Genomic DNA, 24,864 nt, shown 5'->3' with positions numbered 1-24,864 from the left:
CACCGACCACCGCCGGCCGGTGGGCCGGGCTGACGGCGGTCTAGCGGGCGCGCAGGCGGTGGCGCTTGCACCAGGCGACGGTCGCCGCGCCCAGCCCGCTCAGCACGATGAACCCCATGGCGAACAGGAAGGCGGGCGAGGTCGGCGACGCCGCCTCGCTCCCGGCCACCACGTACGCCGCCGTGTTGGGGACCGAACCCAGCCCCGTGGCCAGCAGGAACGGCAGGTAGCCCATCCGCGACACCGCGGCGCAGTAGTTGGCGGCGGCGAACGGCACCCCCGGGAACAGCCGGATCGCCAGCATGGAACGGAACCCGTGCCGGCTCAACTGCCCGTCCGCCGCCTCCAGCCAGCGCCCCCGCACCAGGGGCCGCAGCGCGTCCTGCCCCAGCACCCGGCCGAGCCCGAACGCGATCCCCGAGCCCAGCACCGTCCCGGCGACCGCCGCCGCGAGCCCCGCCTGTGAGCCGAACAGCGCGCCGGCCGCCAGGTTCAGGATCGGCCGCGGCACGAAGGCGGCGGTGCACAGCCCGTACGCCAGCGCGAACAGCACCACCGCGCCCGCGCCGCCGACCTGTGGCGGCCAGCCCGCCGACAGCAGCCGCTGTGGCTCGTACAGCACCACGGTCACCGCCGCCGACGCCAGGAGCGCGAGCAGCAGCGACAGCCGCGACCAGGGCGACAGCAGGACACGGGAGCAGCGGACGGCGAGACCGGCCTGGGGCCTGGTGACGGGGTCGAGCATCCGGGGAGACTAACCGACGCGGCCCGGTGATCGCCGTAACGCCCGCCTCACGTACCCGTCTCGCGCATCCGTAACGCCCGCCTCGGGCACCCGCCTCGCGCATCCGTAACGCCCGCCTCGCGCACCCGTCTCGCGCATACGTAACGCCCGCCTCGCGCACCCGTCTCGCGCATCCGTAACGCCCGCCCACGGCCCCGCCCACCGCCACGGGCGCCCCAGGGGCACCGCCCTCCCGGGCGCCCCGAAAACCGGTCGACCACGCCCACCCGGCTGCGCCATGATCGGCCCATGTTCCGGTACGCCTTCCACTCGAGCCCGTCCGCTGTCGCGGACGCGCCGAAGGCTGCCGTGACCCCGGCGCTCCTGATCCTCGACGGCGCCCGAAGCTGACCCTCCCCGGATCGTCCGGCGGACCCCGCAGGGGGAGGGTCGGCCGGGCCGCGGGGTCCCCTCAACGCTTCGAGTTCCGGGAAGGAACCGCGAACAGCCATGTCCAAGACGGCGTACGTGCGGACCAAGCCGCACCTCAACATCGGCACCATGGGCCACGTCGACCACGGCAAGACCACCCTGACCGCCGCCATCACCAAGGTGCTCAGCGAGCGCACCGGCAGCGGCACCTCCTACGTGCCCTCCGACCGGATCGACCGCGCGCCCGAGGAGGCGCGCCGCGGCATCACCATCAACATCGCGCACGTCGAGTACGAGACCGACACCCGGCACTACGCGCACGTCGACATGCCCGGCCACGCCGACTACGTCAAGAACATGGTCACCGGCGCCGCGCAGCTCGACGGGGCGATCCTCGTCGTCTCCGCGCTCGACGGGATCATGCCCCAGACCGCCGAGCACGTGCTGCTCGCCCGCCAGGTCGGCGTCGACCACATCGTCGTCGCCCTCAACAAGGCCGACGCGGTCGAGGACGGCGAGGACGCCGTGCTCGCCGACCTCGTGGAGCTGGAGGTACGGGAGTTGCTCACCGCGCACGGGTACGGCGGGGACGCCGTGCCGGTCGTCCGGGTGTCGGGGCTCAGGGCCCTGGAGGGCGACCCGCGCTGGACGGGTGCCATCGAGGCGCTGCTGGACGCCGTGGACACCTATGTGCCCATGCCCGAGCGGTACGTGGACGCGCCGTTCCTGATGCCGGTGGAGAACGTGCTCACCATCACCGGGCGCGGCACGGTCGTCACCGGTGCCGTCGAGCGCGGCACGGTCCGGGTCGGCGACCGGGTGGAGGTGCTCGGCGCGGGCACGGAGACGGTCGTCACCGGGCTGGAGACGTTCGGCAGGCCGATGGAGTCGGCCCAGGCCGGTGACAACGTGGCGCTGCTGCTGCGCGGCGTCCCACGGGACGCGGTCCGCCGCGGCCACGTGGTCGCCGCGCCCGGCAGCGTGGCCCCGAGCCGGCGCTTCACCGCGCGGGTGTACGTCCTGTCCGGGCGCGAGGGCGGCCGCACCACGCCCGTCACGACCGGGTACCGGCCGCAGTTCTACATCCGCACCGCGGACGTCGTCGGCGACGTGCACCTCGGCGACGCGGCCGTCGCGCGCCCCGGCGACACGGTCACCATGACCGTCGAGCTGGGCCGCGACGTCCCGCTGGAGCCGGGCCTCGGCTTCGCCGTCCGCGAGGGCGGCCGCACCGTGGGCGCCGGGACGGTGACCGAGGTCCTGTGAGATCCGCTGCCCGCTCCCACCGGCGATCACCCCGGTGGGAGCGGGCGGGCCGGGCGCTCCCGGCCGCACGGGACGCCCGGGACACGTCCTACGCTGGTCCGATGGACGAACCGCTCCCCGTGCTCCGCGAGGTGGACCACGGCACCGCCAAGCTCATGCCCGACGTCGACCGCGACCGGGCCTGGCTGCTGACGGTCGACGGGGCGCCGCAGTCGTACGTGGACCTCGACGACCCGACGCACCTGGAGTTCGAGTACGCCCGGCGGCTCGCCCACGCCGTCGACTGCGCGGCGCCCGAGGGACAGCCGCTGGACGTCCTGCACCTGGGCGGCGGGGCGCTGACCCTGCCCCGCCGGCTGGCGGTGACCCACCCGGGCTCGCGCCAGGACGTCGTCGAGGCGGACCGGGGGCTCATCGCGCTGGTGGCCGAGCACATCCCGCTGCCGCCCGGCTCCGGCGTCACCGTGCACGGCGCGGACGCGCGCGCCTGGCTGGAGGCGGCGCCCGAGCGGTCGGCGGACGTGCTGGTGGCGGACGTCTTCGGCGGGTCGCGGGTGCCCGCCCACCTGACGTCCCTCGCGTACGCGCGGGCCGCGGAGCGCGTGCTGCGCCCGGACGGGGTCTACGTGGCCAATCTGGCGGACGGCACGCCCTTCACGTTCCTGCGCTCCCAACTGGCCACCTTCGCCGCCGTGTTCGCTCATCTCGCCCTGGTCGCCGAGCCCGCCGTTCTGCGCGGGCGGCGGTTCGGCAACGCCGTGCTCGTGGCCTCGCGGCGGGAACTCGACACCGGGAGCCTGGCCCGGCTGACGGCCGCCGACGCCTTCCCGGCGCGGGTGGAGCACGGCCCGGCGCTGGCGCGGTTCACCGGCGACGCGCGGGTGGTGCGGGACGAGGACGCCGTCGCGTCACCCGAGCCGCCCGGCGGGGCCTTCACTATCGGCTGACGGTACCGGCAGGTCCGGCCGCGCGGTCACCCGCTTCGTACGCCGGGTCATGTTCCGTACGTCGGGGACCAGCAGCACCAGCGCCGTCGCCAGCACCACCAGGGCGGCGCACCCCCACAGCGCCGCGGACCGCCCGAACAGGCTCTCCGCCGGTCCGGCCAGCGCCGTCGACAGCGGGACCATCGCGGTCGAGCCGAACCAGTCGTAGGCGGACACCCGCGACAGCCGCTCCTCCGGGATCTCCTGGTGCAGCGTGGTCATCCACGCGACGCCGAAGACCTCCAGCGCGACTCCGCACACGAACATCGCCGCGATGAGACCGCCCACCGGCAACGGCACCGCCAGCGCGGCCGACGGCAGCGCCAGTGGGAAGACGCACAGGGTGCCGGCCAGCAGCAGCCGGCGCGGCTTCCAGCGCATCGCCAGCAGCGCCCCGCCGACGGTGCCGGCGCCGAACGCCGCGAGCGCCAGGCCCCAGGGCCGGGCGCCGCCCAGCCGGTCCTCGGCGACCAGCGGCCCGTACACCGACTCCGCCGCGGCGACCACCGCCACGACCACCGAGAACTGAGCCACGATCGACCAGAGCCAGGGCCGCCCGGTGAACTCCTCCCAGCCCTCGCGCAGGTCGGACAGCAGGCCGCCGCCGGGTGGGCGCTCCGCGATGTGGCCGACGTCGAGGAACGCGCGCAGCGCGGCGGCCACCGCGAACGCCGCCGCGTCGACGGCGAGCACCCAGCCGGGCCCGAACGCCGCGATCATCGCGCCGCCGAGCGCGGCGCCCCCGATGCCGGCGCCGTTCATCGCCATCCGGAAGAGCGCGAACGCCCGGCTCGCCTGTTCACCGCCGACGCTCGACATCAGCATGCCCTCGGCCGCCGGGCTGAAGAACGCCTGTCCGGTGCCGCACAGGCCGGTGAGCAGCATCATTTGCCACAGGTGCGGGTCGCCCGCCAGGACGAGCACGGCGAACACCGCCTGGGAGACGCAGTTGAGCGCGTTGGCGGCCACCATGACCCGGTGGCGCGGGAAGCGGTCCGCCACCGCGCCGCCTATGAGCAGGAACAGCACCAGCGGCAGCGTCCGGGCCGCCGCCACCAGCCCCACGTCCCCGCCGTCCCCGCCGGACTCCAGCACCGCGAACGCCGCCGCGATCAGGGCGCCGTGGGTGCCCAGATTGGTGACGACCGCGGCGGCGGTCAGCAGGACGTAGTTGCGTCCGGCCCACTCGGGGCGCCGGGGACGCGGGCGCCTGTGGGGCGCGGCGACGGGAGTGCTCACCGGAGGACTATCCCCGGCACCGCCCCCCGACGCCAAACCGTTTCCCCTCCGGGGACGGTCAGGACCCGCCCTCGGGCGCCAGCCTCACGGTGGACAGCACCTTCTGGATCGTCGCCTCGTCCAGCTCGCCGGACACCCCGGTGGCGCCGTACAGGACCCAGCTCACGAAGTCGCCCTTGGCGTTCTTGAAGGAGAAGGCGATGGACTTGCCGTCCGTGTCGCACTTGCCCTCCTTCTTGGTGTTCAGGGCGGTCGCCGTGGCGACGTGCCCGGTCAGCCCGGACTTCGTCGTGTACGGGACGGCCTTGGTGACCTTCACGGTCCCCTTGGGCTCGGTCTGGGCGTAGGCCGCCCACACCCAGTTGCCCGCCTCGTTGTACGCGGCCTCGGCGGTGTTCTTGGCACCCTGGCCGCCCTTGGTGCCGGCCACGGCGAGGCCGGTCTCCTCCTGACGGCCGTCCTTGTTGGTGTCCTCCGTGCACCACTTGCCCTTGTACTCGGCCGGGGCGGACATGACGACGACCGAGCTGCCGTCCTTCTTCTTCTGGTCCTCGAACCCGACGCTCGTCCCCGCGCCGATGACCTCCCAGTCGGCGGGCACGTCGAACTGGGTGCTGCGCTTGGGGTTGTAGACGACCTTCCAGCCCGGGACGGTGGGCTTGGCCGCGGCGGAGCCGGCCCGCGGGTTGTCGCTCGGCGACGGGGCGGGCGCGGAGGAGGTGGCGGTGGTCTGCGAGGGCTTGGGGTCCCCGCCGACGGTCGTCTTCTTCTCGTCCTCGTCCCCGAGCACCAGGAACCCGGTGACGCCCGCGGCGACGATCACGGCGGTCGCCGCGACGATCGCGACGACGGTCGTCTTCCGTTTGTCGTCGGCGTCGCGCTGCGGCGGTACGGGCGGGCCGGGCACGCCGTACATCGGGGCCGTCGGCTGCTGGTACGGGTTGGGCTGGGCGTAACCCGGCTGCTGGCCGGACTGCGCCGGGTACCCGGGCTGCTGCGGCGGAGCGCTCGGCGGCGGCGGGGTACCGGGCTGCTGGTACGGGTTGGGCTGCTGGTACCCCGGCTGCTGGTACGGATTCTGGTCCTGCGGGTTCTGCTCGCCCCCGGGCGGCTGCTGTCCTGGCCACATGGCGAGTAACCATAGAGGGACGGGGTGACGGGTGCCACGTCCGCCCCCCGGCGCCCGGCTCCGGGGGAGGGTTCCCGCGCTTACTACTGCCTGGTAACTTCGGCTCATGTCCGAGACCCAGCCGAACATCGGCGACATGCTGCTGGCCACCGTTCCCATGGCCAAGACCCTGAACCTGGAGGTCCTCGAGGCGACCGCCGAGCGCGCGGTGCTCCGCCTCCCGGACCAGGACGCCTTCCACAACCACGTCGGCGGCCCGCACGCCGGCGCGATGTTCACCCTCGGTGAGTCCGCCAGCGGCGCCATCGTCATCGGCGCGTTCGGCGACCAGATGAACCGGGCCGTACCGCTCGCCGTCAAGGCCGAGATCGGCTACAAGAAGCTCGCCATGGGCCCCGTCACCGCCACCGCCACGCTCGGCCGCACCAAGGCGGAGGTCGTCGCCGAACTGGACGCCGGACAGCGCCCCGAGTTCCCGGTGCACATCGCGATCACCCGCGAGGACGGCGCGGTGACGGGTGAGATGACCATCACCTGGACGCTGCGCCCCCACTCCTGACGCGCACCGCCCCGGTCGCGTACTGACGCGCACCGCCCCGGTCGCACGCGCGCGTGGTCGGACGCGCGCGTGGAAGGGCGCCCCCGCACCCCTCTTCGGGTGCGGGGGCGGCCCGGTTCCGCCGTACGTCGCCTGAAAAACCCCATATGCGGCGCATAGTGCGGCTATGTCAGAAAATGTCTCGCGGAGGACCACGCTCCGCCTGCTCACCGGAGCGGCCGCCGCCGCGGCGGCCACCACCGGCCCCCCGCCCGCCCGGGCCCGCGCCGCCGCGACCCCCGGCGCCGGTGACCGCGCCGCCGACCTGCTCGCCCGGCTCACCCTCGACGAGAAGCTCACCTTCCTGCACGGCGCCAAGGACCCGAACGGCCTCGGCCAGGCCGGCTGGATCCCCGGTGTGCCCCGGCTCGGCATCCCGCCACTGCGCCTCGCCGACGGCCCCGCCGGCGTCCGCGTCCGGGCCCGCGCCACCGCCCTGCCCGCCCCCGTGATGCTGGCGAGCGCCTTCGACCCCGCCCTCGCCCACGCGTACGGCCGCGTCATCGGCCACGAGGGCCGGGCACTCGGCCAGGACGTCCTGCTGTCGCCCATGGTCAACCTGATCCGCACCCCGTACGCGGGACGGAACTTCGAGACCTTCTCCGAGGATCCCCTCCTCACCTCCGATCTGGTCGCCGAGGAGATCCGCGGCATCCAGGACGAGGGCCTGATCGCCACCGTCAAGCACTTCGCCCTCAACAACCAGGAGAAGGACCGCACCACCGTCGACGTGCGCATCGGCGAACAGGCCCTGCACGAGACGGAACTGCGCGGCTTCGAGGCCGCCGTCGCCGCCGGCACCGGTGCCGTCATGGGCGCCTACAACAAGGTCGACGGCGTCCACGCCTGCGAGAACCGGAACCTGCTCACCGGCGTCCTGCGCGACCTGTGGGGCTTCGACGGCTTCGTCATGAGCGACTGGGACGCCACCCACAGCACCGCCCCGGCCCTCACCGCCGGCCTCGACATGGAGATGCCCGCCGGCCGCTGGTTCGGCGACGCCCTCCGGCGGGCCGTGCGGGACGGCACCGTCCCCGAGGACGCCGTCGACCGCTCCGTACACCGGGTCCTGACCGTCATGGACCGCTTCGGCCTCCTCGACGGCACCGCGCCCGCCCGCCCCGCCGCCCGCGACCGGGACGCCGGGGCGCGCCTCGCGTACCGGGTCGCCGTCGCCGGCGCCACCCTGCTGCGCAACGAGCACGCCACGCTGCCGCTCACCGGGCCCGCCGCCCGATCCGTCGCCGTCATCGGCCCCACCGCCTCCGTGCCGTTCGTCAGCGGCGGCGGCAGCGCCCATGTCGTCCCCGACCGCGCCGACAGCCCGCTCCGGGCGCTCACCGCCCGCGCCGGTGACGACGCCCGGGTCACCCACGCCCTCGGCGAGGACCTCTACGGCAAGCCCCTCCCGGTCCGCGGCGCGTCCTTCGAGGGACAGCGGGTCCGCCCCGGGAAGACCTACACCTACGAAGGGACGCTCACCCTCGACGCGCCCGACGAGTGGACCTTCGTCGTCCACTACGGCGGCACCCGCCCCACGGTCCACGTGGACGGCAACGAACTCTTCGCCGCCCAGGACCGCGAGGCCGAGCTCTTCGCCGGCTTCGGGCTCGTCTCCACCGCCCCCGACGGCCTCAAGGTCCGCCGCCGCACCCTCCACCTCGCCGCCGGACGCCACACCCTGCGCGTCACCGCCCCCGGCGGGGACGCGGGCCAGCTCTTCCGGCTGCGCCACATCACCGCCGCCACCCGCGCCGCCGACGTCGCCGAAGCGGTACGCGTGGCCCGCGCCGCCTACGGGGTGGTGCTGTTCGCCTACGAGGACGCCGCCGAGGGCCGCGACCGCACCACGCTCGCCCTGCCCGGCCACCAGGAGGCGCTCATCGAGGCGGTGACCGCCGCCAACCCCCGGACGACCGTCGTCCTCAACACGTCCTCCGCCGTCACCATGCCGTGGCTGGACCGCACCGGCGCCGTGCTCCAGATGTACTACCCCGGCCAGGAGGGCGCCGCTGCCACCGCCGCCGTCCTCTTCGGCGACGCCGACCCCGGCGGCCGCCTCACCCAGACCTACCCCGTCTCCGACACCCGCCACCCCACCGCCGGCGACCCGCGCCGCTACCCCGGGGCCGGCGGCGTCCAGGAGTACTCCGAGGGCATCCGCACCGGCCACCGCTGGTACGACGCCGAGGGCGTCGAGCCGCTCTTCCCCTTCGGGCACGGCCTGTCGTACACCACCTTCGCCTACGCCGGGCTCGCCGTGACCCCCGCGCCTGGCGGCGGCCTCACCGCCCGCTTCACCGTCCGCAACACCGGGCGGCGCACCGGCGTCACCGTCGCCCAGCTTTACGCCGGGCCCTCGCCCGACCTGGCCCTCGACCAGCCCGAGCGCATCCTGGCCGGCTACCGGCGCGTCGAGCTGCGCCCGGGCCAGGTCCGCCACGTCACGGTGCCCATCGCCGCCCGGACGCTCTCCTCCTGGGACCCGGCACGGCACGCCTGGGTGCTCGGGACGGGCACCCGCACCGTCCGGCTGGGCACCTCCGCCAGGGACCTGCGGCTGACCGCTCGGGCGGAGGTCCTCCCGGCGTGACGAGGTAGGCTGCCCGGCGTGCGCCACGCCGGGCAGCACGGAACGACGACGGAGGGACCGGCTTTGCACGTCCAGGAGTGGCTCGAGACCGTTCCCGCGGTCAGCATCTACATCCTGGTGGGGGTGGTGATCGGGCTGGAGAGCCTCGGCATCCCGCTGCCGGGCGAGATCGTCCTCGTCAGCTCGGCCCTGCTCGCGTCCCAGCACGGCGACATCAACCCGTACGTCCTGGGCGCGTGCGCCACGGCGGGCGCCATCATCGGTGACTCCATCGGCTACGCCATCGGCCGCAAGGGCGGCCGGCCCCTGCTGGCCTGGCTGGGCGGCAAGTTCCCCAAGCACTTCGGCGAGGCCAACATCGCGGTGGCGGAGCGGTCGTTCGAGAAGTGGGGCATGTGGGCCGTCTTCTTCGGGCGGTTCGTGGCCCTGCTGCGGATCTTCGCCGGGCCGCTCGCGGGCGTGCTGCGCATGCCGTACTGGAAGTTCCTCGTCGCCAACGTCTTCGGCGGCATCCTCTGGGCGGGCGGCACCACGGCCGTCATCTACTCGGTCGGTGTGGTGGCCGAGGCCTGGCTGAAGCGCTTCTCCTGGCTGGGCCTGGTCCTCGCGGTCCTGGTGGGCCTGACGTCGCTGCTGGTCCTGAAGAACCGCGCCAAGAAGGCGGCCGCCGAGGCCGAGGCCCGGGCGGCCACCGCCCCCGCCGCCGCCACCACCGACTGAGCCCCCGGGGGCGTCAGGACGGGTGGGCGGCCCCGTGGGCCCGCGCGAGCTCCAGGTACATCGCGGCGTTCAGCTTGATCCCCTCGCGCTCCTCGTCCGTGAGCGCCCGCTTGACCTTGGCGGGCACGCCCGCGACCAGCGAGCCCGGCGGGACGCGCATGCCCTGCGGGACGAGGGCCTGCGCGGCGATCAGTGAGCCGGCGCCGATGTGGGCCCCGTTCAGCACCGTCGCGCCCATCCCGACCAGCACGTCGTCCTCGACGGTGCAACCGTGCAGCACCGCGTTGTGCCCGACCGAGACGCGCTCGCCGACCGTGACGGGGAACCCGGGGTCGACGTGCACGGTGCAGTTGTCCTGCACGTTGCTGTCGGCGCCCAGGACGATCGGCCCGCAGTCGGCGCGCAGCACCGCGTGGTACCAGACGCTCGCCCCCGCCGCCATCGTCACCTCGCCGACCACCACGGACGTCGGGGCCGCGAACGCGTCCGGATGGACGTCCGGTTCCTTGCCGGCCACCCCGGTGATCAACGCCCGCTCTGTCATCGCCTGCTCCTCGTGTTGCGGAAGTCGCGCCAGGGGAACCGTAAGCGACCCCCGACGCGGCGGCGACGGTGGGGCGAACATCACAGACCGCGCTGCGGGCCGCTCGTGACCCGGCCGATTACGGTTGCCGGGTGCCGAAGAACAGAAACACGTTCTCTTCCCTGGCCGCGTGGCGGCGCCGGGTCCTCAGCCGGGCCGTGCAGGGCGGCTGGCGTTGGGTGCAGGAGACGGGTGCCGTGACCGCCGAGCACCCCGGGCGGCTGCGGTTCCGCCGGCTCGGTCCCGGTACCCGGCTGGCGTTCCCGCAGGGCACGGTCTTCGGCGAGGAGTGGATCGAGCTGGGGGACCACTGCATCATCGCCGAGCAGGTCACGCTGACCGCCGGGATGCTGCCCGGCCTCGACCTCGGGCCGGACCCGGTACTGACCCTCGGCGACGGGGTCGTCCTGGGCCGCGGCAGCCATGTCGTGGCGGACGCGGCCGTGACCATCGGGTCGGACACCTTCTGCGGCCCGTACGTCTACATCACCTCGACGAACCACAGCTACGACGACCCCGACGAGCCCATCGGACGCCAGTGGCCGCGCTCGGCGCCGGTGGAGATAGGCCCCGGCTGCTGGCTCGGCACCGGCGCGGTGATCCTCCCCGGCGCCCGGATCGGCCGTAACGTGGTGGTCGCCGCGGGGGCCGTCGTCCGGGGCGAGGTGCCCGACCACGCGGTGGTCGCCGGCGCGCCGGCGCGGGTCGTACGCCGCTGGGACGCCGAGCGCGGCTGGCAGCCGCCGCTGCGCACGCCCGCTCCGGTGCCGGTGCCGGAGGGCGTCACGTCCCAGCAGCTCGCCGCGCTGGCCGAACTGGACCTCGACAGCGCCTGATCAGCCGGCCGCCAGCAGCACGGTGCCGACCAGGGCCAGCCCCGCCCCCGCGGCCTGCACCGCCCGCAGCCGTTCCCCGAGGACGCCCCGGGCGGCGAGGGCCGTCACCACCGGGTAGAGGCTGGCGAGCACGGCGGCCACGGTGACCGGACCGTGCTGCGCGGCGATGGCGTACGTCCCGTTGGCGGCGACGTCCGCGAGGCCCACGAAGGCCAGCGCGGGCACCGACGCCCACAGCACCCGCATCCCGCCGTCCTCAGGCAGGGCCCGCCCGCCCCGCCGCACCGAGATCCACAGGGCCGGCCCGGCCACCGCGACATTGGTCACGCGCTGCACGAACAGGGCGAGGAACAGTCCGGTGAGGGTCGTGGACGCCTCCGCGATCAGGGCCATCACCGAACCGAAACCGAACGCCGCGACCAGCGTCAGCAGCACCGCCTGCCGTTGCACCGGCGCCCCGCGCAGCTCCGGCCCGCCCGCCAGGACGACGCCGGCGACGGCCACCCCGATGCCGGCGAACTGGAGCAGCCCGGGCCGGTCGCCGACCAGCAGGCCCACCGACACGGGGACGACCACGCCGAGCGAGCCCAGCGGGGAGACCACGCCCATCGGGCCGAGGGCGAGTGCCTTGTAGAAGGCGAGCATGGCGGCCGGTCCGACCGCTCCGGCCGCCACCGCGTACCAGAGCTGCGGCCCCGCCTCGCTCCAGCCGCCCGTCGCGAGCACCACCGCGCCGAGCACGGCGACGGCGATGGTCTGCGAGGCGAGCACGACGGTCAGGGCGGGCGCGCGCCGGGTCAGCAGGCCGCCGCCGAAGTCGGCCAGCCCCCACAGGAGGCTGGTGGCCAGGGCGAACAGTGCTGTCATGACATCCTCGCAGTACAGTGCGGTGAACATGGGGGTGCACCACACCGTAGTGCAATCCATTGAACTCTGTCATCCAGAATATTGGACGGAATGTGTCGGACCTCGACCAGCTCACGCAGTCGCTCGCCCGCAACCTCAAGCGCTGGCGCGGTGAGCGCGGCTTCACGCTCGACGCGCTCGCGGCCCGTGCCGGCGTCAGCCGCGGCATGATCATCCAGATCGAGCAGGCCCGTACGAACCCCAGCGTCGGCACCACCGTCAAGCTCGCCGACGCCCTGGGCGTGTCCATCACCACGCTCCTGGACTACGAACAGGGCCCGCACGTCCGCCTCGTGCCCCAGGAACAGGCGGTACGGATGTGGTCCACCGACAAGGGCAGCAGCACCACCCTCCTCGTCGGCGCCGAGGCCCGCGGCCCCCTGGAACTGTGGGCCTGGACACTGGTGCCCGGCGACGTCAGCGCCTCCGACCCGCACCCGGACGGCACCACCGAGCTGCTCCACGTCACCGCCGGCGAACTGACCCTCGTCGTCGACGGGGTGCACCACCCGGTGCCCGCCGGGACCTCCGCCGTCTTCGAGTCCAACGTCCCGCACGCGTACCGCAACGACGGCGAGGAGACCGTCGAGATGACCATGGCGGTCTCCATCCCGCCCGTACGCTGAGACGGCCGGCCGCCCCCGTCCTCCGGGCAGCGGCCGGCGCCGGGGCGAGCCGGCCGTGCCCGGCGAGGCCCTGGAGCGACTGCCGGGCGCGGTCGTCCTCGAGCGCCTGGGACCCGGCGTCAGCGCGGGCTGAGCAGCGGGATCTCGATCGCGGGGCAGCGGTCCATCACCATGTCGAGCCCGGCCGCCCGGGTGCGCTCGTACGCCTCCTCGTCGACCACCCCGAGCTGGAACCACACCGCCTTGGCGCCCTTCGCGACCGCCTCGTCCGCGACCGCGCCGGCCAGGCGGCTGTTCACGAACACGTCCACGACGTCCACCGGGAACGGGATCTCCGCGATCGAGGCGTACCCCCGCTCGCCGTGCACCGTCTCGGCCTTCGGGTGCACCGGCACCACCCGCTTGCCGAACCGCTGGAGGACGGCGGCCACCCCGTAGGCCGCGCGGGCCCGGTTGCCGGACAGTCCCACCACCGCCCAGGTGTCCCCGGACTCGGTCAGGATCTTCGCGATGGTCTCCGCCTCGCCGGTCACGTCCGCCTCCTGTGCGTGGATCACGTGGGGTTCAGGTCCACCCGCGCCAACCGCCGGACGCCGCCGGAGATTCCCGCGCACCCGTACGCATAGGGTTGGGGGATGCAGGAGCAGTACCGGACCGTCGCCCGCGCGGGCGTGCACGAGACCGAGATCAACCGATCGCGCTTCATCTGCGCCCTCGCGCCCGCCGCGACCGAACAGGAGGCGCAGGACTTCGTCGCACGCGTCCGCAAGGAGCACCCGGCCGCCACCCACAACTGCTTCGCGTACGTCATCGGCGCCGCCGCCGCCGTGCAGAAGGCGAGCGACGACGGGGAACCGGGCGGCACCGCCGGCGTCCCCATGCTCCAGATGCTCCTGCGCCGCGAGGTCCGGTACGCCGTCGCCGTCGTCACCCGCTACTACGGCGGCGTTAAGCTCGGCGCGGGCGGCCTCATCCGCGCCTACGGCGGTGTGGTCGGAGAGGCCCTGGACGCGCTCGGCACCCTCACCCGGCAGCGCTTCCGCCTCGCCACCGTCACCGTCGACCATCAGCGCGCCGGGAAGCTGGAGAACGACCTGCGGGCCACCGGCCGCGCGATCCGCGACGTGCGCTACGCCGAGGCCGTCACCATCGGGATCGGGCTGCCCGACGCCGACGTCGACGCCTTCCGCGCCTGGCTCGCCGACACGACCGCCGGCACCGCCCGGCTGGACCTCGGCGGCGAGGCGTACGGGGACGCCTGACACCGCCCGAAGGGCCGGCACCGGCCGGGCCCGCCGCCCCGGCGACGGTCGGCCGCCGCCCCCGCCCACCGGTGAAAAAAGAGGTCCGTGACGTAGGGGGTGCCGCGCACCGTTAGCGTGTACGGGGTGCACAGAGGTGCCCGTGGGGGCCCCGGGGGCGGAGGAGCGGAACACATGCAGGTCGGAGCGGCGTCGTGAGGATGCTGCACACATCGGACTGGCACCTGGGGCGGTCGTTCCACCGGGTGGGCCTGCTCGACGCGCAGTCCGCCTTCCTCGACCACCTGGTGGCCACGGTCCGCGAGCACGACGTGGACGTGGTCCTGGTGGCCGGGGACGTCTACGACCGGGCCGTGCCGCCGCTGCCCGCCGTGGAGCTGTTCGACAGCGCCCTGCACCGGCTCGCCGAGGCGGGCGTCGCCACCGTGATGATCTCCGGCAACCACGACTCCGGCCGCAGGCTCGGCGTCGGCGCCGGGCTCATGGAACGGGCCGGCATCCATCTCCGCACCGACCCCGCCGGCATCGGCACCCCCGTCCTCCTCCCGGACGCCCACGGCGACGTGGCCCTCTACGGACTGCCGTACCTCGAACCCGCGCTCGTCCGCGATCAGCTCGGCGCGGAGAAGAGCGGCCACCAGGCCGTCCTCACGGCCGCCATGGAACGGGTGCGCGCCGACCTCGCCGGCCGCCCGCCCGGCACCCGCTCCGTCGTCCTCGCCCACGCCTTCGTCGCGGGCGGCGAGCCCAGCGACAGCGAGCGCGACATCACCGTCGGCGGCGTCGCCGCCGTCCCCGCCGGGGTCTTCGACGGCGTCGACTACGTGGCCCTCGGCCACCTGCACGGCAGCCAGACCCTCACCGAACGGGTCCGCTACTCCGGCTCGCCCCTCGCCTACTCCTTCTCCGAGACCGACCACCGCAAGACGATGTGGCTCGTCGACCTCGACGGGGACGGGACGGTCCGCGCCGAACGCGTCGACTGCCCGGTGCCCCGCCGCCTCGCCCGCGTCCGGGGACGGCTCGACGACCTGCTCGCCGACCCCGCGCTGGAACGCCACGAGGACTCGTGGGTCGAGGCCACCCTCACCGACCCGGTCCGCCCCGCCGAACCGATGGCCCGCCTCACCGAGCGCTTCCCCCACACCCTCAGCCTCCTCTTCGCCCCCGAACGGCCCGACGACGACCCCGGCGCCTCCTACGCGCAGCGCCTCCAAGGCCGCGACGACCACCAGATCGCCGAGGACTTCGTCGCCCATGTACGCGGCGGCGCCGGCCCCGACGATCACGAACGGGCGGCGCTGCTGCGCGCCTTCGACGACGTACGGACCGGGATGACCCGGCGCGAGGTGGCCGGATGAGGCTCCACCGGCTCGACATCACCGGCTTCGGCCCCTTCGGCACCACCCGGACCGTCGACTTCGACACGCTCTCCCGCGCCGGCCTCTTCCTGCTCCACGGACCGACCGGCGCCGGCAAGACCTCCGTCCTCGACGCCGTCTGCTACGCCCTGTACGGAGCGGTGCCCGGCGCCCGCCAGAGCCCCGGAACGTCCCTGCGCAGCGACCACGCCCCGGTGGGCACCCCCACCGAGGTGGTCCTCGACCTGACCGTCGCCGGCCGGCGGCTGGAGATCACCCGCCGGCCCGCCCAGCCGCGCCCCAAGAAGCGGGGCGGCGGCTTCACCACCGAGAAGGCCCAGTCCTGGCTGCGGGAGTACGACCCGGCGAGCGGCACCTGGAAGGGCCTCAGCCGCTCCCACCAGGAGATCGGCGAGGAGGTCACCCAGCTCCTCGGCATGAGCCGGGACCAGTTCTGCCAGGTGGTGCTGCTGCCACAGGGCGACTTCGCGCGGTTCCTGCGGGCCGACGCCGAGGCACGCGGCAAGCTCCTCGGCCGGCTCTTCGACACGCGGCGCTTCGCCGCCGTCGAGGAGCGCCTCGCCGAACTCCGGCGCGCCGCCGAGCAGCAGGTCAAGGACGGCGACGAACGGCTCCTCGCCCTCGCCCACCGGATGGTCCAGGCCGCCGGCCCCGCCGCCGAGGGCCCCGCCCCGGACGCCAGGCCCGGCGACCCCGGCCTCGCCGGTGCCGTGCTGTCCTGGGCGGCCGTCGCCCGGTCGGGCGCCCGCGAGGCGCTGGACGCCGCCGGACTGGCCCTGCTGGCCGCCGAGGACCGGCGGGCCGCCGCGCGCCAGGCCCTCGACGACGAACGGGACCTGGCCGCACGGCAGCGGCGGTACGAGGACGCCCGGCGGCGCGGTGCCGAGCTGGACGCCCGGCGGGCCGAGCGCGACGGCTGGCAGGCCCGCCTGGAGCGGGGCCGCAAGGCCGAACGGGTCGCCGGGCCGCTGAGCCTGCGCGACGACGCCGAACGGGAGCACCGGGCGGCCCGCGCGACGCACGAACGGGCCGTCGCCGGGCTCCCCGCCGAGCTCGCGGAGGCGGGCGCCGAGCGGCTGGCCGCCCGCGCTGGCACCCTGCGCGAGGAGCTCGGCGGCCTCGACACCGCACGCCGGGCAGAGCGCCGCGCCGGGGAACTCGCCCGCGAACGCGACGAGCTGGACCGGCAGGCCCGGGCCGACGAGGAGGCCCTGCACGACGCGGACGGGTGGCTCGCCGGCTGGGAGACCACCCGCCGCGCCCTCCTGGACCGGGTGGAGGCCGCCCGGGAGGCCGCCACCCGCGCCGAACACCTCGCGGGCCGCCTGGAACCCGCCCGCCGCCGGCTCGCCGCCGCCCGCCGGCGCGACGCGCTGGTACGGGACGCCGAGGAGGCCGCCGGCCGCCTGACGGCCGCCCGGGAGGAGGCCAACGCCGCCCACGAGCGGTGGCTGGACCTCCGCGAGCGCCGCCTCCGGGGCATCGCCGCGGAACTGGCGGCCGCCCTCACGGCCGGCGAACCGTGCGCGGTGTGCGGTTCCGCGGAGCACCCGGCACCCGCCCGCGCCGGCGCCGGGCACGTCGACCGGACGACGGAGGACGCCGCCTACGCGGCCCACACCCGGGCGGACGAGACCCGCTCGGCGGCCGAACGCGCCCTCGCGGTCGCCCAGGAGGCGCTGACGGCCGCCCGCGCCGAGGTCGCCGGGTACGGCACCCGGCGTTCCGGCGCCGGCGCCCGGCCGGCCGGCGCCGCACCGGAATCGGGCGCCGGCGCCCGGCCGGAGCGGGCCCCGGGCGACGATCCGGCGGCCCCCGCGGGCGGCCCGGGCGCGGCCGGTGACCAGCCCTCCGTCCCCGTACTGGCCGACGAGGTCGCCCGGCTGGAGGACGCGTACGCCGAGGCGCGGGACGAGGCCGGCGGCGCGCACGCGGCGCGCGAGGCGCTGGACCGGGCCGAGGAGGAGCACCTGCGGAGGCTGGAGGTGCGCCGGCAGGTCGAGCGCCGGGCCGCCGCCCGGACGTCGCGCCGCGAGGCGCTCGACCGGGAGCAGGCCACCGTGGACGCCGAGCTGGCCCGCGTCCCGGGCGGCGCCGTGGCCGGGCACGCCGCGGCCCTGGAGCACCGGATCGCCCGCCTCACCGAGGCCGCCGAGGCGGTGCGTACCGTCGAGGACACCGCCCGCCGTCTCAAGGAGGCCGACGGCCGGCTCGCCGACGCCGCGTTCCGGGCCGGCTTCGACACCCCGGCCGCCGCGGCCGCCGCGCTGCTCGACGACGCGGCCCACCGCGACCTCCAGCGGCGGCTGGACGCCTGGCAGGCGGAGGCGGCCGCCGTCGCCGACCGGCTCGCCGAGCCCGGGACGCGGGCCGCGGCCGAGCGCCCGCCCGCCGACCCGGACGCCGCCCTCGCGGCCCACACCGCCGCCGACCGGACCGCCCGCGACGCCGACGCCGCCCTGGCCGCCCACCGCGAGCGCTGCGCCGAGCTGGACCGGCTGTCCCGGCAGGCCGCCGCCGAGGTGCGGCGCCTGGGCCCGCTGCGCGAGGACTACGAGCGGGTGGCGCGGCTCGCGGCGCTCACCGCCGGCACGTCCGCGGACAACGAGCGCAAGATGCGGCTGGAGTCCTACGTGCTCGCGGCCCGGCTCGAACAGGTGGCGGCCGCCGCGACGGCACGCCTGGCCCGCATGTCGTCCGGCCGGTACACCCTCGTCCACTCCGACGCCCGGGCCGGCGGCAGGCGGGCCGGTCTCGGACTGCACGTCGTCGACGCCTGGACGGGCGTCGAGCGGGACACCGCGACGCTCTCCGGCGGGGAGACCTTCTTCGCGTCCCTGGCGCTGGCCCTGGGCCTCGCCGACGTCGTCACCGAGGAGGCCGGCGGCGTACGGCTGGACACGCTCTTCATCGACGAGGGCTTCGGCAGCCTAGACGACCAGACCCTCGACGAGGTGCTCGACGTGCTGGACTCGCTGCGTGAACGCGACCGCAGCGTGGGCATCGTCAGCCACGTCGCCGACCTGCGCCGCCGGATCCCGGTCCAGCTCGAGGTCGTCAAGGAGCGCGGCGGCTCGACGGTGCGGCTGCGCGGCGGGGGAGCGGTCAGCGGCTGACCGGGCGGCGCGGCAGGGGCGACGAGTAGACCACGCTCGTGGTCACCGATCCCAGCGCGCCGACCTTCCCGGAGACCTCCTCCAGGTGCCGCATCGAACGGGCGGCGACCTTCAGCACGAAGCAGTCGTCGCCCGTCACGTGGTGCGCCTCCAGCACCTCCGGCGTCGTGTCCAGCAGGTCGTGGAACGGCTTGTAGTTGCCGTGGGGGTAGCGCAGCCGCACGAAGGCCAGGATCGGCAGTCCGAGGCTCTCCGGGTCGACGACCGCGGTGTACCCGGCGATGACCCCGGCCTCCTCCAGCCGGCGGACCCGTTCGGTCACGGCGCTGGCGGACATGGAGACCGTACGGGCCAGTTCGGCGAAACTGGCCCGGCCCCGGTCCTGGAGGGCGGCGAGGATGCGCCAGTCGGTGGCGTCCGGGGAATACGCGGTCATGCCCGAGGAATAGCAGGGGAATCCCCGGCCGGACAAGACGAGCTCCGTGGATCGTCACTTCACCGGAATGATCGACGAGCCGTAGATTTCCGGACATGACGACGACACCGAACACCAGCGCCCCCGCCCCCGCCAACCCCGTCCTCCGCGTCCCGCCCGCCTCACCGGCGGCCGCCGCCGCGTACTTCTCCGCGTCCCTCGCCTTCCACGCCGACGTCTCGGACGTCGCCTCGGCGCTCGCGGCCGGCGGCGACCCCGGCTTCGTCGTGCTGGACACCGTTATCCGGGCAGATACCTGTCTCACCAGCGAATCTGTCTCTGTGGACGTGCGGGGGAGATTCACTCGATCGAGCACGTTGTCTCCGCCCGGAGGCGCCGTCCGATAGTGGAAGTGACGGAGAGACAGCCGGCGGGTGCACTTCTCGGCCCGGCAGCGATGGAGGGTCTGTTCAGCCTGGTCGTTGATGGTGCACGTGTGGACTTTGTAGGTGGCAGCTTTTGGAGGTTCGCCTCGGGCCGCTCCCTCCTGATCATTAGGCTGCTGCCATGGCTGAAGGCGAGAGCGCGGCGGTTGTCGAGGCTGGCATCGACGACCTGGGCTGGTCCAACACCCGCCTGTGGGTGGAGCGGAGCTTGTGCCCCGGAGACCGGATCCGTGCAGTGGCAACGCTGCGAGGGGGCTGGACATCACAGATGCGCCGTCTCGATGTTGAGGGAGAGGGTGGGCCGTACTCCGTCGTCCTTCGGTCCTTCGTCAAGCCGTTCTTCGTGAAGCACGCACTGGGACTGCTCACGCGGGAAGCGGACATCCTTCGTCTGCTCGCGGATACGAACGTGCCAGCCGCTTCTCTTCGTGGTGTTGATGCCGCAGCCGAGCACTGCGACCATCCGTCGCTACTGATGTCGTTGCTGCCAGGGAGCGTCAGGCTGGACGGGGAGGACATCGAGCGAAAGACCGAACTCCTAGCCCGGCAGTTGGTAGCGATTCACAGGCTGGTCGTGCCAGAAGAAGTTCGGCCGCGCATCTATCAGGCTTGGACCAGCCCAGAGCGAGTGCAGGTTCCCGAGCAACCGAAACAGCCGGATGTGTGGCAGCGTGCCGTGGATGTGATCCGCCGTCCGCCGCCCGCCTACCAACCTTGTTTCCTGCACCGCGACTTCCACCCGGGGAACGTGCTCTTCTCAGGAGAAGGAGCCGATCTGGCGATCACGGGTGTCGTGGACTGGGTGGAGACGTCCTGGGGACCCGCTGACCTGGATGTGGCCCACTGCTCCACCGCCCTTGCTCTGCTGCACGGAGTGCACGTCGGCATGCGCCTGGCGGATCACTACATCGCAGCCGGTGGAACGCTCAGCGCCGACCCGGCTGATCACCTGTACTGGCGCGTGCTGGATGCCTTGGCCTTTGCTCCCGACGCGGAGAAGGTAGCCGAGCCGTGGCGGGAACTTGGGAGGGTGGACCTGACGTCGGCCGTACTCGCCCAGCGCTTGGAGGAGTACCTCCAAGCGCTCTTCAGTCGGTACGGCTGAGCTGTAGGGTCTCGCGTTCCGTGTCATAGAGAATCGCTCTGAGCTGCGGTGCTTCAGGCTGTCTCACGCGAAGCGAGTTCGTCTCCGGGAGCGTGTCATTTCCTCGGGCACTTCCCTGTCCCAGTTCGGTGCGCCTCGTGGAGACCCCTCTGCTCAGGCGCCTCCACGAGGTCTGCGATCAGTCGAGTTCCTTGGGCCCCTAGTGAGCGGCTTCCGCTCCTGTCATCAAGGCCCAGTATCGGTCTCCGTATGACCAGTGCCACCACTCTGTGGGGTAGTTGACCAGGCCAGCAGCGGTAAGCGCCATGCTCAAGATGTTCCGATGGGAGCGGGCCTCGGCGCTGATGATGTCGGCTTGCGTGTAACAGGCACCTGCGCTCTCCTCAGGAGTCGCATTCATGCGGGTGCCCATGTCGAGTTCACGACCGTCGGCATCGGCCAGCGTCAGGTCAACGGCTGCGCCTGCGCTGTGCGGTGCGATCTCGGGCGGCGAGACATAGCGACTGGCGGCCGAACGAACCTGGTCAACGGACCATCCCGGGTGATCGGCCCGCAGGTGGGCGGCGTATTCGTCGAAGTACTGACGTTGAAGGGACGGCGGGCGATACCCCTCGACGAACAGCAGCCGTACTTCTTCGGGTAACAGTGCCTGTGCTTTGAGAAGTCGATCGAGTACTCCTTCTCGCAGGTGGGTGAAGGCGCCAGCGGAGTCCTGCCACTTCCGCTCATCGACCAGCAGGGGGTGTCTCGTCGCACATCCACGAGCCGTTCACCGCCCTCCTGAACAGGCACGGCTGGTGAGGACCGCTTCGGGGAACGCGGGCAGGACCTGCGTCAGGATCCGCTGCCGGGTGCGGCGGTGGACGAGCTCGAACGCCTCGGCGGGCATCTCCTGGCGCTGGTCTTCGATGTGGTCCAGATAGGCCAGGACGGCGGGCAGCTTTCGCGAGGTGATCACTGCGTTGGAGCAGTCCAGGCAGCTCCAGAACGGAACCGGGCAGGCCTGCCCGGCGCTGCCGAACGGGGAGTTGAAGAAGTCCCGGCAGGACGACAGCCACAGGTCCATCTCGCCGTCCAGCAGCTGCTTCGCCTCCTCCTGCCCGACGTCGAACTCCTTCGCCGCGGCCGCGGCGTCCTGCTGCAACTCGGCCTCCCGCTGCGGTGGGATCACCCGCAGCAGGACCGCCTCCTCAAGGGCCTGTGTCAGGCCGTCGGCGACCGCGGCCTCGTGCAGCGGCCGACGCGCCGGAATGTCGGCGTAGTGGGTGGCTGCCACCTCTGTGGAGTGGCCGCGCGCCAGCAGGGGGAGCTGCCCCTTGGTTGCCCGGTAGAACTCCGCCTTGTAGGTCTTGCGGAGCCGTTTGAGCTGGACGGCCAGCCGTTCACCCTGTTCGTCGCACATGTCGTAGCGCTCGCAGAACAGGCCGGCCGCATGCCGTGGTCGGAAGTGCCGCTGGCCGCCGCTGATCCTCCCGGTCCGGTCCTGCCAGTAGATCCACAGCGCCGACTTCGAATCGTCCCAGGCATGCGCCCGGGCCCGCCGGGTGAGCCGCATGACCAGTCGGATCAGTCCGCCCGGTGTACTCACTCCTCCGTCACGTACCCGCATCCGGTTCAGCTCGCTGCCGTGCCGACGCCGCTTGATGTACTCGATCTCGACGTAGCCACGGGTCGGATTCTTCAGGCAGTCCACCGACAGCTTCAGCGCGCACTCCGGCTCCAGCCCGGTGGACAGGACCAGCAGCAGGTAGAGGGCCGCCAGGTCCTCCGCCGTCGGGAACACGGCCTGGTGCAGCTGACGCTGCCTGCCCTCCCAAGGTTCCGGTCCCATGCCAGCCTGGCGGGTGCGGTGGGCCATCAACTCCCGGACGCTCAAAGGGCCGTGGCGGTCCAAGTACCACAGTACGTTCTCCCGCAACCCCCACCCGCCGACCAGCGGATCCTGACCCGCGGCCACCAGGGCATCCGCCTCGACCGTCAGCCGCCGTACCGCGTCACGGATGTGGCGGCGGCATGCCTCCCGCAGGGCCTGCGCGACCGGCGGAGGATAGGCATCCACCCGCTTGTCGAACGGTGGGCGGGGCCGACGCCCGACGAACATCAGCCGGTCGTGAAGGGCCGGGCTCAGCCTCTCCGGCCCGGCGTCGCGGATCTCGCGCAGCATGGTCAACGCGATCGTCAGCAGCGAGTAGGCCGTCCGCTCGGTCGGAGCTGTGTCGTAGAGCCAGGTCTCGAAGTCGTCGACGTCCCGGGGCGTGATCCGCCCGGCTGTCCAGACGGCGGCGTCCGCGCCCGCCCGGTGGGCAAAGAACACGTCCATCTTCCGGGCGGCCTGGGTGTATGACTGCACCGAGCCGCGCGAGGCGATCCGCCGGCCCACCTGTGCCATCGAGCGGATCGTTGCCCCCAACTCCCTCGCCAGCAAGGGGCACTTGGCGTTCGTCAGGTCCACCAGGGTCGAGGGCTGGCCAGGAAGCGGAATCCGGAAGGCCAGCGGCGAGATGTCCTCGCCTGCCTGCTCGGCCTCGGCAGACGGCAGCGCGAAGTTCGCTCGGCGTGGCCGCCTCAGTCCGCTCACCAGGAACCCACCAGGGACGACAGATCGTCGAGGCCGTCCTCCGTGAGCCGCCCGGCCATTTCGGCGACCGCCTCGTCGATCAGCTCCTGGGCCTCCGCCAAGGAGTCCAGATAGACGTGGGTCGAGCTGATATGGGCATGCCCCAATAGCCGCTGCAGGATCCGCAGCGGGTCCCCCATCACCCGCTGGTAGGCGCCCATCCGCAGATCCGCCTGGCCCGACCGCATCGCCGCGATCTGGCACCGGACCAGCTGAGTGAGTATGTGGACGGCGAACGTGTGCCGGCATGTATGGGGCGATGCCTCCACCGGCAACCCGCCCGCCGTCGTGCGCGCGCAGGCCCGCGTGAACGCGTACTCCCACGAGTTCAGCGCCACCGGCGTACCCCGCTCGCTCAGCCACAACGCCAGCGGCCCCAGGCGCGTCCCGGCGTTATCCACTTCCACCAGCCGCATCCGCTCCTCTGGTGCCAGGTCCGCCCACCGCACCGAGATCCACCGGCCGGACGCCGCCTGCACCCGGCCACCCAGCGGACCCACCTCGCATGCCTCGGTCCACCCACGACCCGGCCACCCTCCCCGAGCCGTCGCACGGGCAAGGGACACTGCCCTCTCCACCTCCGCGTACTCCGTCACCCGACGCAGCACCCGCACCGGCACCCAAACCGCCCGCCCCTTGTCCCCCTTGGTCGTGAGCACCGCCAGATCCAGCCGCGCTGCACGATCCTCCGGAAGCGGCCGCAGCCGGGCCAGCTCCGGCAACAGCAGACTGCCGCCCTCCTCCAGCCGCATCCCCGTGGTCACCAGACATCTGCGAACGCCGCGTTCCTTGCCCCGCAGCGCACCCGGCAGGCTGGATCCTCCGAACCGTCCGACCGAAGCCCCCGCAATCCCACATCCCGAAAGACCCGGTAGCGCTCCAGCGACAGGAACTTCACGGAGGCACCCGGCCCCCTTCTCTTTGGCCTCCGCCACCAGCCGCCCGTTGGCCCGCCCCGCAACAGCCACCTCGCGGTAGCCGAACGGCGCGGACGCCACCAGGCTCTCGTCCATCGCCCACCGGTAGAACTTGTCCAGCGCCGCCGCGGACCGGTTCCACGTCTTCGCCTTCACCCGAAAAGGTGGCTGCGACAGACGGCGGGCAGCGTAGAACGCGTCGAAGTCCGACCGGTCCGCATCCCACACCGACCGACCGCGTACCTCCCCCAAGAACCGACCCCATAACGCCAGATCGCGGGCGTAGCCCTCCCAGATGTTCGCCGAGCGGCAGCCCAGCATCGGCAGAGCCCGAAGGAACCGGTTCAGGTGCACGTCGTACGAGCCGTCCGCGTCGAGGATGAATGGCATCCCCTCGCGTACAGGCTCCCGGTCCAGAACTGCCACCAAGTCCGTACGCGGGCCCGACTCCTGCAGCAGATCCCGCACAGTGAAGAAGACTTCCATGAATCGCGGACCGTAGCGGAATCACCACGCTTCGTGCGTCAGTGAGGCGCTGCCAAACTGCCCGGATAACTCCCGCTCGACGGAGTCCTGGGACCAGGGCCACGTCCCCGGCGCGGTCCACCTGCCGACGGCACTCGTCCCGCAGCAGGCGGAGCGGCTGCTCGACCGGTCGGTGCCGGTGATCACGTACTGCTGGGGCCCGGGCTGCAACGGTGCCACCCGCGCGGCCCTCGCCCTCGCCGAACTCGGCTACCAGGTCAAGGAGATGCTCGGCGGTTTCGAGTACTGGGTCCGTGAGGGCTTCGCGTATGAGACCTGGGAGGGCGTCCGCAAGAGCGACGCCGACCCGCTGACCGCCCCGGTCGTCGCCGGCGACTGCGGCTGCTGACCGGCGTCCGGCGCCCCGCGCCCCACGCGCACGCCCGCCCGGCCCGCGCCCCGCGCGCACGCCCCACGTACTCCCGCCGGGGCACGCGCCCC

The 24,864-nt window shown here is 73.5% G+C and carries 20 protein-coding genes and 3 pseudogenes; 13 read left to right on the top strand and 10 right to left on the bottom strand.

Annotated features, from left to right (window positions below):
• Positions 1-40: 40 nt before the first annotated feature.
• Positions 41-745, bottom strand: a complete 705-nt coding sequence (locus ACZ7LK_RS17050) for a TVP38/TMEM64 family protein (RefSeq protein WP_471141501.1) — start codon at positions 743-745, stop codon at positions 41-43.
• A 489-nt stretch (positions 746-1,234) separates the two neighbouring features.
• On the opposite strand from ACZ7LK_RS17050, the gene tuf reads away from it, so the two are divergent.
• Both tuf and ACZ7LK_RS17040 read left to right on the top strand, forming a co-directional pair.
• Positions 1,235-2,422: an elongation factor Tu gene (tuf, locus tag ACZ7LK_RS17045; RefSeq protein WP_471141498.1), complete on the top strand. Its 1,188-nt coding sequence runs from the start codon at positions 1,235-1,237 to the stop codon at positions 2,420-2,422.
• 101 nt (positions 2,423-2,523) lie between these two features.
• Positions 2,524-3,369: a spermidine synthase gene (locus ACZ7LK_RS17040; protein WP_471141495.1), complete on the top strand. Its 846-nt coding sequence runs from the start codon at positions 2,524-2,526 to the stop codon at positions 3,367-3,369.
• Here ACZ7LK_RS17040 and ACZ7LK_RS17035 read toward each other — a convergent pair.
• Positions 3,331-4,647: an MFS transporter gene (locus tag ACZ7LK_RS17035; protein ID WP_471141492.1), complete on the bottom strand. Its 1,317-nt coding sequence runs from the start codon at positions 4,645-4,647 to the stop codon at positions 3,331-3,333. The genes ACZ7LK_RS17040 and ACZ7LK_RS17035 overlap by 39 nt on opposite strands.
• A 58-nt stretch (positions 4,648-4,705) precedes the next feature.
• On the bottom strand, positions 4,706-5,776 hold the full coding sequence (locus ACZ7LK_RS17030; protein ID WP_471141490.1) for a DUF8017 domain-containing protein: 1,071 nt from the start codon (positions 5,774-5,776) through the stop codon (positions 4,706-4,708).
• 106 nt (positions 5,777-5,882) lie between these two features.
• On the opposite strand from ACZ7LK_RS17030, the gene ACZ7LK_RS17025 reads away from it, so the two are divergent.
• The 3 genes from ACZ7LK_RS17025 to ACZ7LK_RS17015 all read left to right on the top strand — a co-directional run bounded on the left by ACZ7LK_RS17025 (position 5,883) and on the right by ACZ7LK_RS17015 (position 9,687).
• On the top strand, positions 5,883-6,335 hold the full coding sequence (locus ACZ7LK_RS17025) for a DUF4442 domain-containing protein (protein ID WP_392273335.1): 453 nt from the start codon (positions 5,883-5,885) through the stop codon (positions 6,333-6,335).
• Between the two features lie 166 nt (positions 6,336-6,501).
• Positions 6,502-8,967 (top strand): beta-glucosidase, encoded by a 2,466-nt coding sequence (locus tag ACZ7LK_RS17020; protein ID WP_471141486.1) that lies wholly within the window; start codon positions 6,502-6,504, stop codon positions 8,965-8,967.
• A 63-nt stretch (positions 8,968-9,030) separates the two neighbouring features.
• Positions 9,031-9,687: a DedA family protein gene (locus ACZ7LK_RS17015; protein WP_392273849.1), complete on the top strand. Its 657-nt coding sequence runs from the start codon at positions 9,031-9,033 to the stop codon at positions 9,685-9,687.
• A gap of 13 nt (positions 9,688-9,700) precedes the next feature.
• Here the strand turns inward: ACZ7LK_RS17015 and ACZ7LK_RS17010 are convergent, their stop codons facing one another.
• Positions 9,701-10,231, bottom strand: a complete 531-nt coding sequence (locus ACZ7LK_RS17010) for a gamma carbonic anhydrase family protein (protein ID WP_392273337.1) — start codon at positions 10,229-10,231, stop codon at positions 9,701-9,703.
• 131 nt (positions 10,232-10,362) lie between these two features.
• Between ACZ7LK_RS17010 and ACZ7LK_RS17005 the strand changes: the two genes are divergently transcribed.
• Entirely contained in the window at positions 10,363-11,106 is a 744-nt protein-coding gene (locus tag ACZ7LK_RS17005; RefSeq protein ID WP_392273338.1) for an acyltransferase, read from the top strand.
• Here ACZ7LK_RS17005 and ACZ7LK_RS17000 read toward each other — a convergent pair whose 3' ends face one another.
• Complete coding sequence (locus ACZ7LK_RS17000; RefSeq protein ID WP_392273850.1) at positions 11,107-11,973, bottom strand: DMT family transporter; 867 nt, start codon at positions 11,971-11,973, stop codon at positions 11,107-11,109.
• 92 nt (positions 11,974-12,065) lie between these two features.
• On the opposite strand from ACZ7LK_RS17000, the gene ACZ7LK_RS16995 reads away from it, so the two are divergent.
• Entirely contained in the window at positions 12,066-12,638 is a 573-nt protein-coding gene (locus ACZ7LK_RS16995; RefSeq protein WP_392273339.1) for a helix-turn-helix domain-containing protein, read from the top strand.
• A gap of 119 nt (positions 12,639-12,757) precedes the next feature.
• On the opposite strand, the gene ACZ7LK_RS16990 is transcribed toward ACZ7LK_RS16995, so the two are convergent.
• Positions 12,758-13,171, bottom strand: a complete 414-nt coding sequence (locus ACZ7LK_RS16990) for a CoA-binding protein (RefSeq protein ID WP_392273851.1) — start codon at positions 13,169-13,171, stop codon at positions 12,758-12,760.
• A gap of 102 nt (positions 13,172-13,273) precedes the next feature.
• On the opposite strand from ACZ7LK_RS16990, the gene ACZ7LK_RS16985 reads away from it, so the two are divergent.
• From ACZ7LK_RS16985 to ACZ7LK_RS16975, 3 genes are all read left to right on the top strand, one after another.
• The gene (locus ACZ7LK_RS16985; RefSeq protein ID WP_471141482.1) at positions 13,274-13,900 is read left to right on the top strand and encodes a YigZ family protein; all 627 of its coding nucleotides are present in this window, start codon (positions 13,274-13,276) and stop codon (positions 13,898-13,900) included.
• 194 nt (positions 13,901-14,094) lie between these two features.
• Entirely contained in the window at positions 14,095-15,261 is a 1,167-nt protein-coding gene (locus tag ACZ7LK_RS16980) for an exonuclease SbcCD subunit D (RefSeq protein ID WP_469462716.1), read from the top strand.
• Positions 15,258-18,398: an AAA family ATPase gene (locus ACZ7LK_RS16975; RefSeq protein ID WP_471141479.1), complete on the top strand. Its 3,141-nt coding sequence runs from the start codon at positions 15,258-15,260 to the stop codon at positions 18,396-18,398. The genes ACZ7LK_RS16980 and ACZ7LK_RS16975 overlap by 4 nt, the downstream gene beginning before the upstream one ends.
• Here ACZ7LK_RS16975 and ACZ7LK_RS16970 read toward each other — a convergent pair.
• Positions 18,388-18,834: an Lrp/AsnC family transcriptional regulator gene (locus tag ACZ7LK_RS16970; protein WP_392273343.1), complete on the bottom strand. Its 447-nt coding sequence runs from the start codon at positions 18,832-18,834 to the stop codon at positions 18,388-18,390. The two genes, ACZ7LK_RS16975 and ACZ7LK_RS16970, sit on opposite strands and share 11 nt — an antisense overlap.
• 95 nt (positions 18,835-18,929) lie before the next feature.
• On the opposite strand from ACZ7LK_RS16970, the pseudogene ACZ7LK_RS16965 reads away from it, so the two are divergent.
• Positions 18,930-19,112, top strand: a pseudogene (locus ACZ7LK_RS16965) (rhodanese-like domain-containing protein); the annotation flags it as partial.
• Between the two features lie 268 nt (positions 19,113-19,380).
• The gene (locus tag ACZ7LK_RS16960) at positions 19,381-20,364 is read left to right on the top strand and encodes a phosphotransferase family protein (RefSeq protein ID WP_471141475.1); all 984 of its coding nucleotides are present in this window, start codon (positions 19,381-19,383) and stop codon (positions 20,362-20,364) included.
• Positions 20,365-20,563: 199 nt separating this feature from the next.
• On the opposite strand, the pseudogene ACZ7LK_RS16955 reads toward ACZ7LK_RS16960, so the two are convergent.
• From ACZ7LK_RS16955 to ACZ7LK_RS16945, 3 genes and pseudogenes are all read right to left on the bottom strand, one after another.
• A pseudogene (locus ACZ7LK_RS16955) lies at positions 20,564-21,156 on the bottom strand (M15 family metallopeptidase).
• Positions 21,134-22,942 carry a hypothetical protein gene (locus ACZ7LK_RS16950; RefSeq protein WP_471141472.1) on the bottom strand — a complete coding sequence of 603 codons (1,809 nt, stop codon included), beginning with the start codon at positions 22,940-22,942 and terminating at the stop codon, positions 21,134-21,136. The pseudogene ACZ7LK_RS16955 and the gene ACZ7LK_RS16950 overlap by 23 nt, the downstream one beginning before the upstream one ends.
• Positions 22,939-24,384 carry a tyrosine-type recombinase/integrase gene (locus ACZ7LK_RS16945; protein WP_471141470.1) on the bottom strand — a complete coding sequence of 482 codons (1,446 nt, stop codon included), beginning with the start codon at positions 24,382-24,384 and terminating at the stop codon, positions 22,939-22,941. The genes ACZ7LK_RS16950 and ACZ7LK_RS16945 overlap by 4 nt, the downstream gene beginning before the upstream one ends.
• Before the next feature lie 67 nt (positions 24,385-24,451).
• On the opposite strand from ACZ7LK_RS16945, the pseudogene ACZ7LK_RS16940 reads away from it, so the two are divergent.
• Positions 24,452-24,772, top strand: a pseudogene (locus ACZ7LK_RS16940) (rhodanese-like domain-containing protein); the annotation flags it as partial.
• Positions 24,773-24,864: the final 92 nt, after the last annotated feature.

Source organism: Streptomyces sp. NPDC039423 (assembly GCF_055598725.1).
The sequence above is the reverse complement of the archived record's forward strand: the minus strand, read 5'-3'. Positions and strand labels throughout refer to the sequence as shown.

Bases quoted from the DNA above. Each gene is read 5' to 3' on its own strand.
- ACZ7LK_RS17050 (WP_471141501.1), bottom strand. From the start codon at position 745: ATGCTCGACCCCGTCACCAGGCCCCAGGCCGGTCTCGCCGTCCGCTGC.
- tuf (WP_471141498.1), top strand. From the start codon at position 1,235: ATGTCCAAGACGGCGTACGTGCGGACCAAGCCGCACCTCAACATCGGC.
- ACZ7LK_RS17040 (WP_471141495.1), top strand. From the start codon at position 2,524: ATGGACGAACCGCTCCCCGTGCTCCGCGAGGTGGACCACGGCACCGCC.
- ACZ7LK_RS17030 (WP_471141490.1), bottom strand. From the start codon at position 5,776: ATGTGGCCAGGACAGCAGCCGCCCGGGGGCGAGCAGAACCCGCAGGAC.
- ACZ7LK_RS17025 (WP_392273335.1), top strand. From the start codon at position 5,883: ATGTCCGAGACCCAGCCGAACATCGGCGACATGCTGCTGGCCACCGTT.
- ACZ7LK_RS17020 (WP_471141486.1), top strand. From the start codon at position 6,502: ATGTCAGAAAATGTCTCGCGGAGGACCACGCTCCGCCTGCTCACCGGA.
- ACZ7LK_RS17010 (WP_392273337.1), bottom strand. From the start codon at position 10,231: ATGACAGAGCGGGCGTTGATCACCGGGGTGGCCGGCAAGGAACCGGAC.
- ACZ7LK_RS17000 (WP_392273850.1), bottom strand. From the start codon at position 11,973: ATGACAGCACTGTTCGCCCTGGCCACCAGCCTCCTGTGGGGGCTGGCC.
- ACZ7LK_RS16985 (WP_471141482.1), top strand. From the start codon at position 13,274: ATGCAGGAGCAGTACCGGACCGTCGCCCGCGCGGGCGTGCACGAGACC.
- ACZ7LK_RS16975 (WP_471141479.1), top strand. From the start codon at position 15,258: ATGAGGCTCCACCGGCTCGACATCACCGGCTTCGGCCCCTTCGGCACC.
- ACZ7LK_RS16970 (WP_392273343.1), bottom strand. From the start codon at position 18,834: ATGACCGCGTATTCCCCGGACGCCACCGACTGGCGCATCCTCGCCGCC.
- ACZ7LK_RS16960 (WP_471141475.1), top strand. From the start codon at position 19,381: ATGGCTGAAGGCGAGAGCGCGGCGGTTGTCGAGGCTGGCATCGACGAC.
- ACZ7LK_RS16945 (WP_471141470.1), bottom strand. From the start codon at position 24,384: ATGGAAGTCTTCTTCACTGTGCGGGATCTGCTGCAGGAGTCGGGCCCG.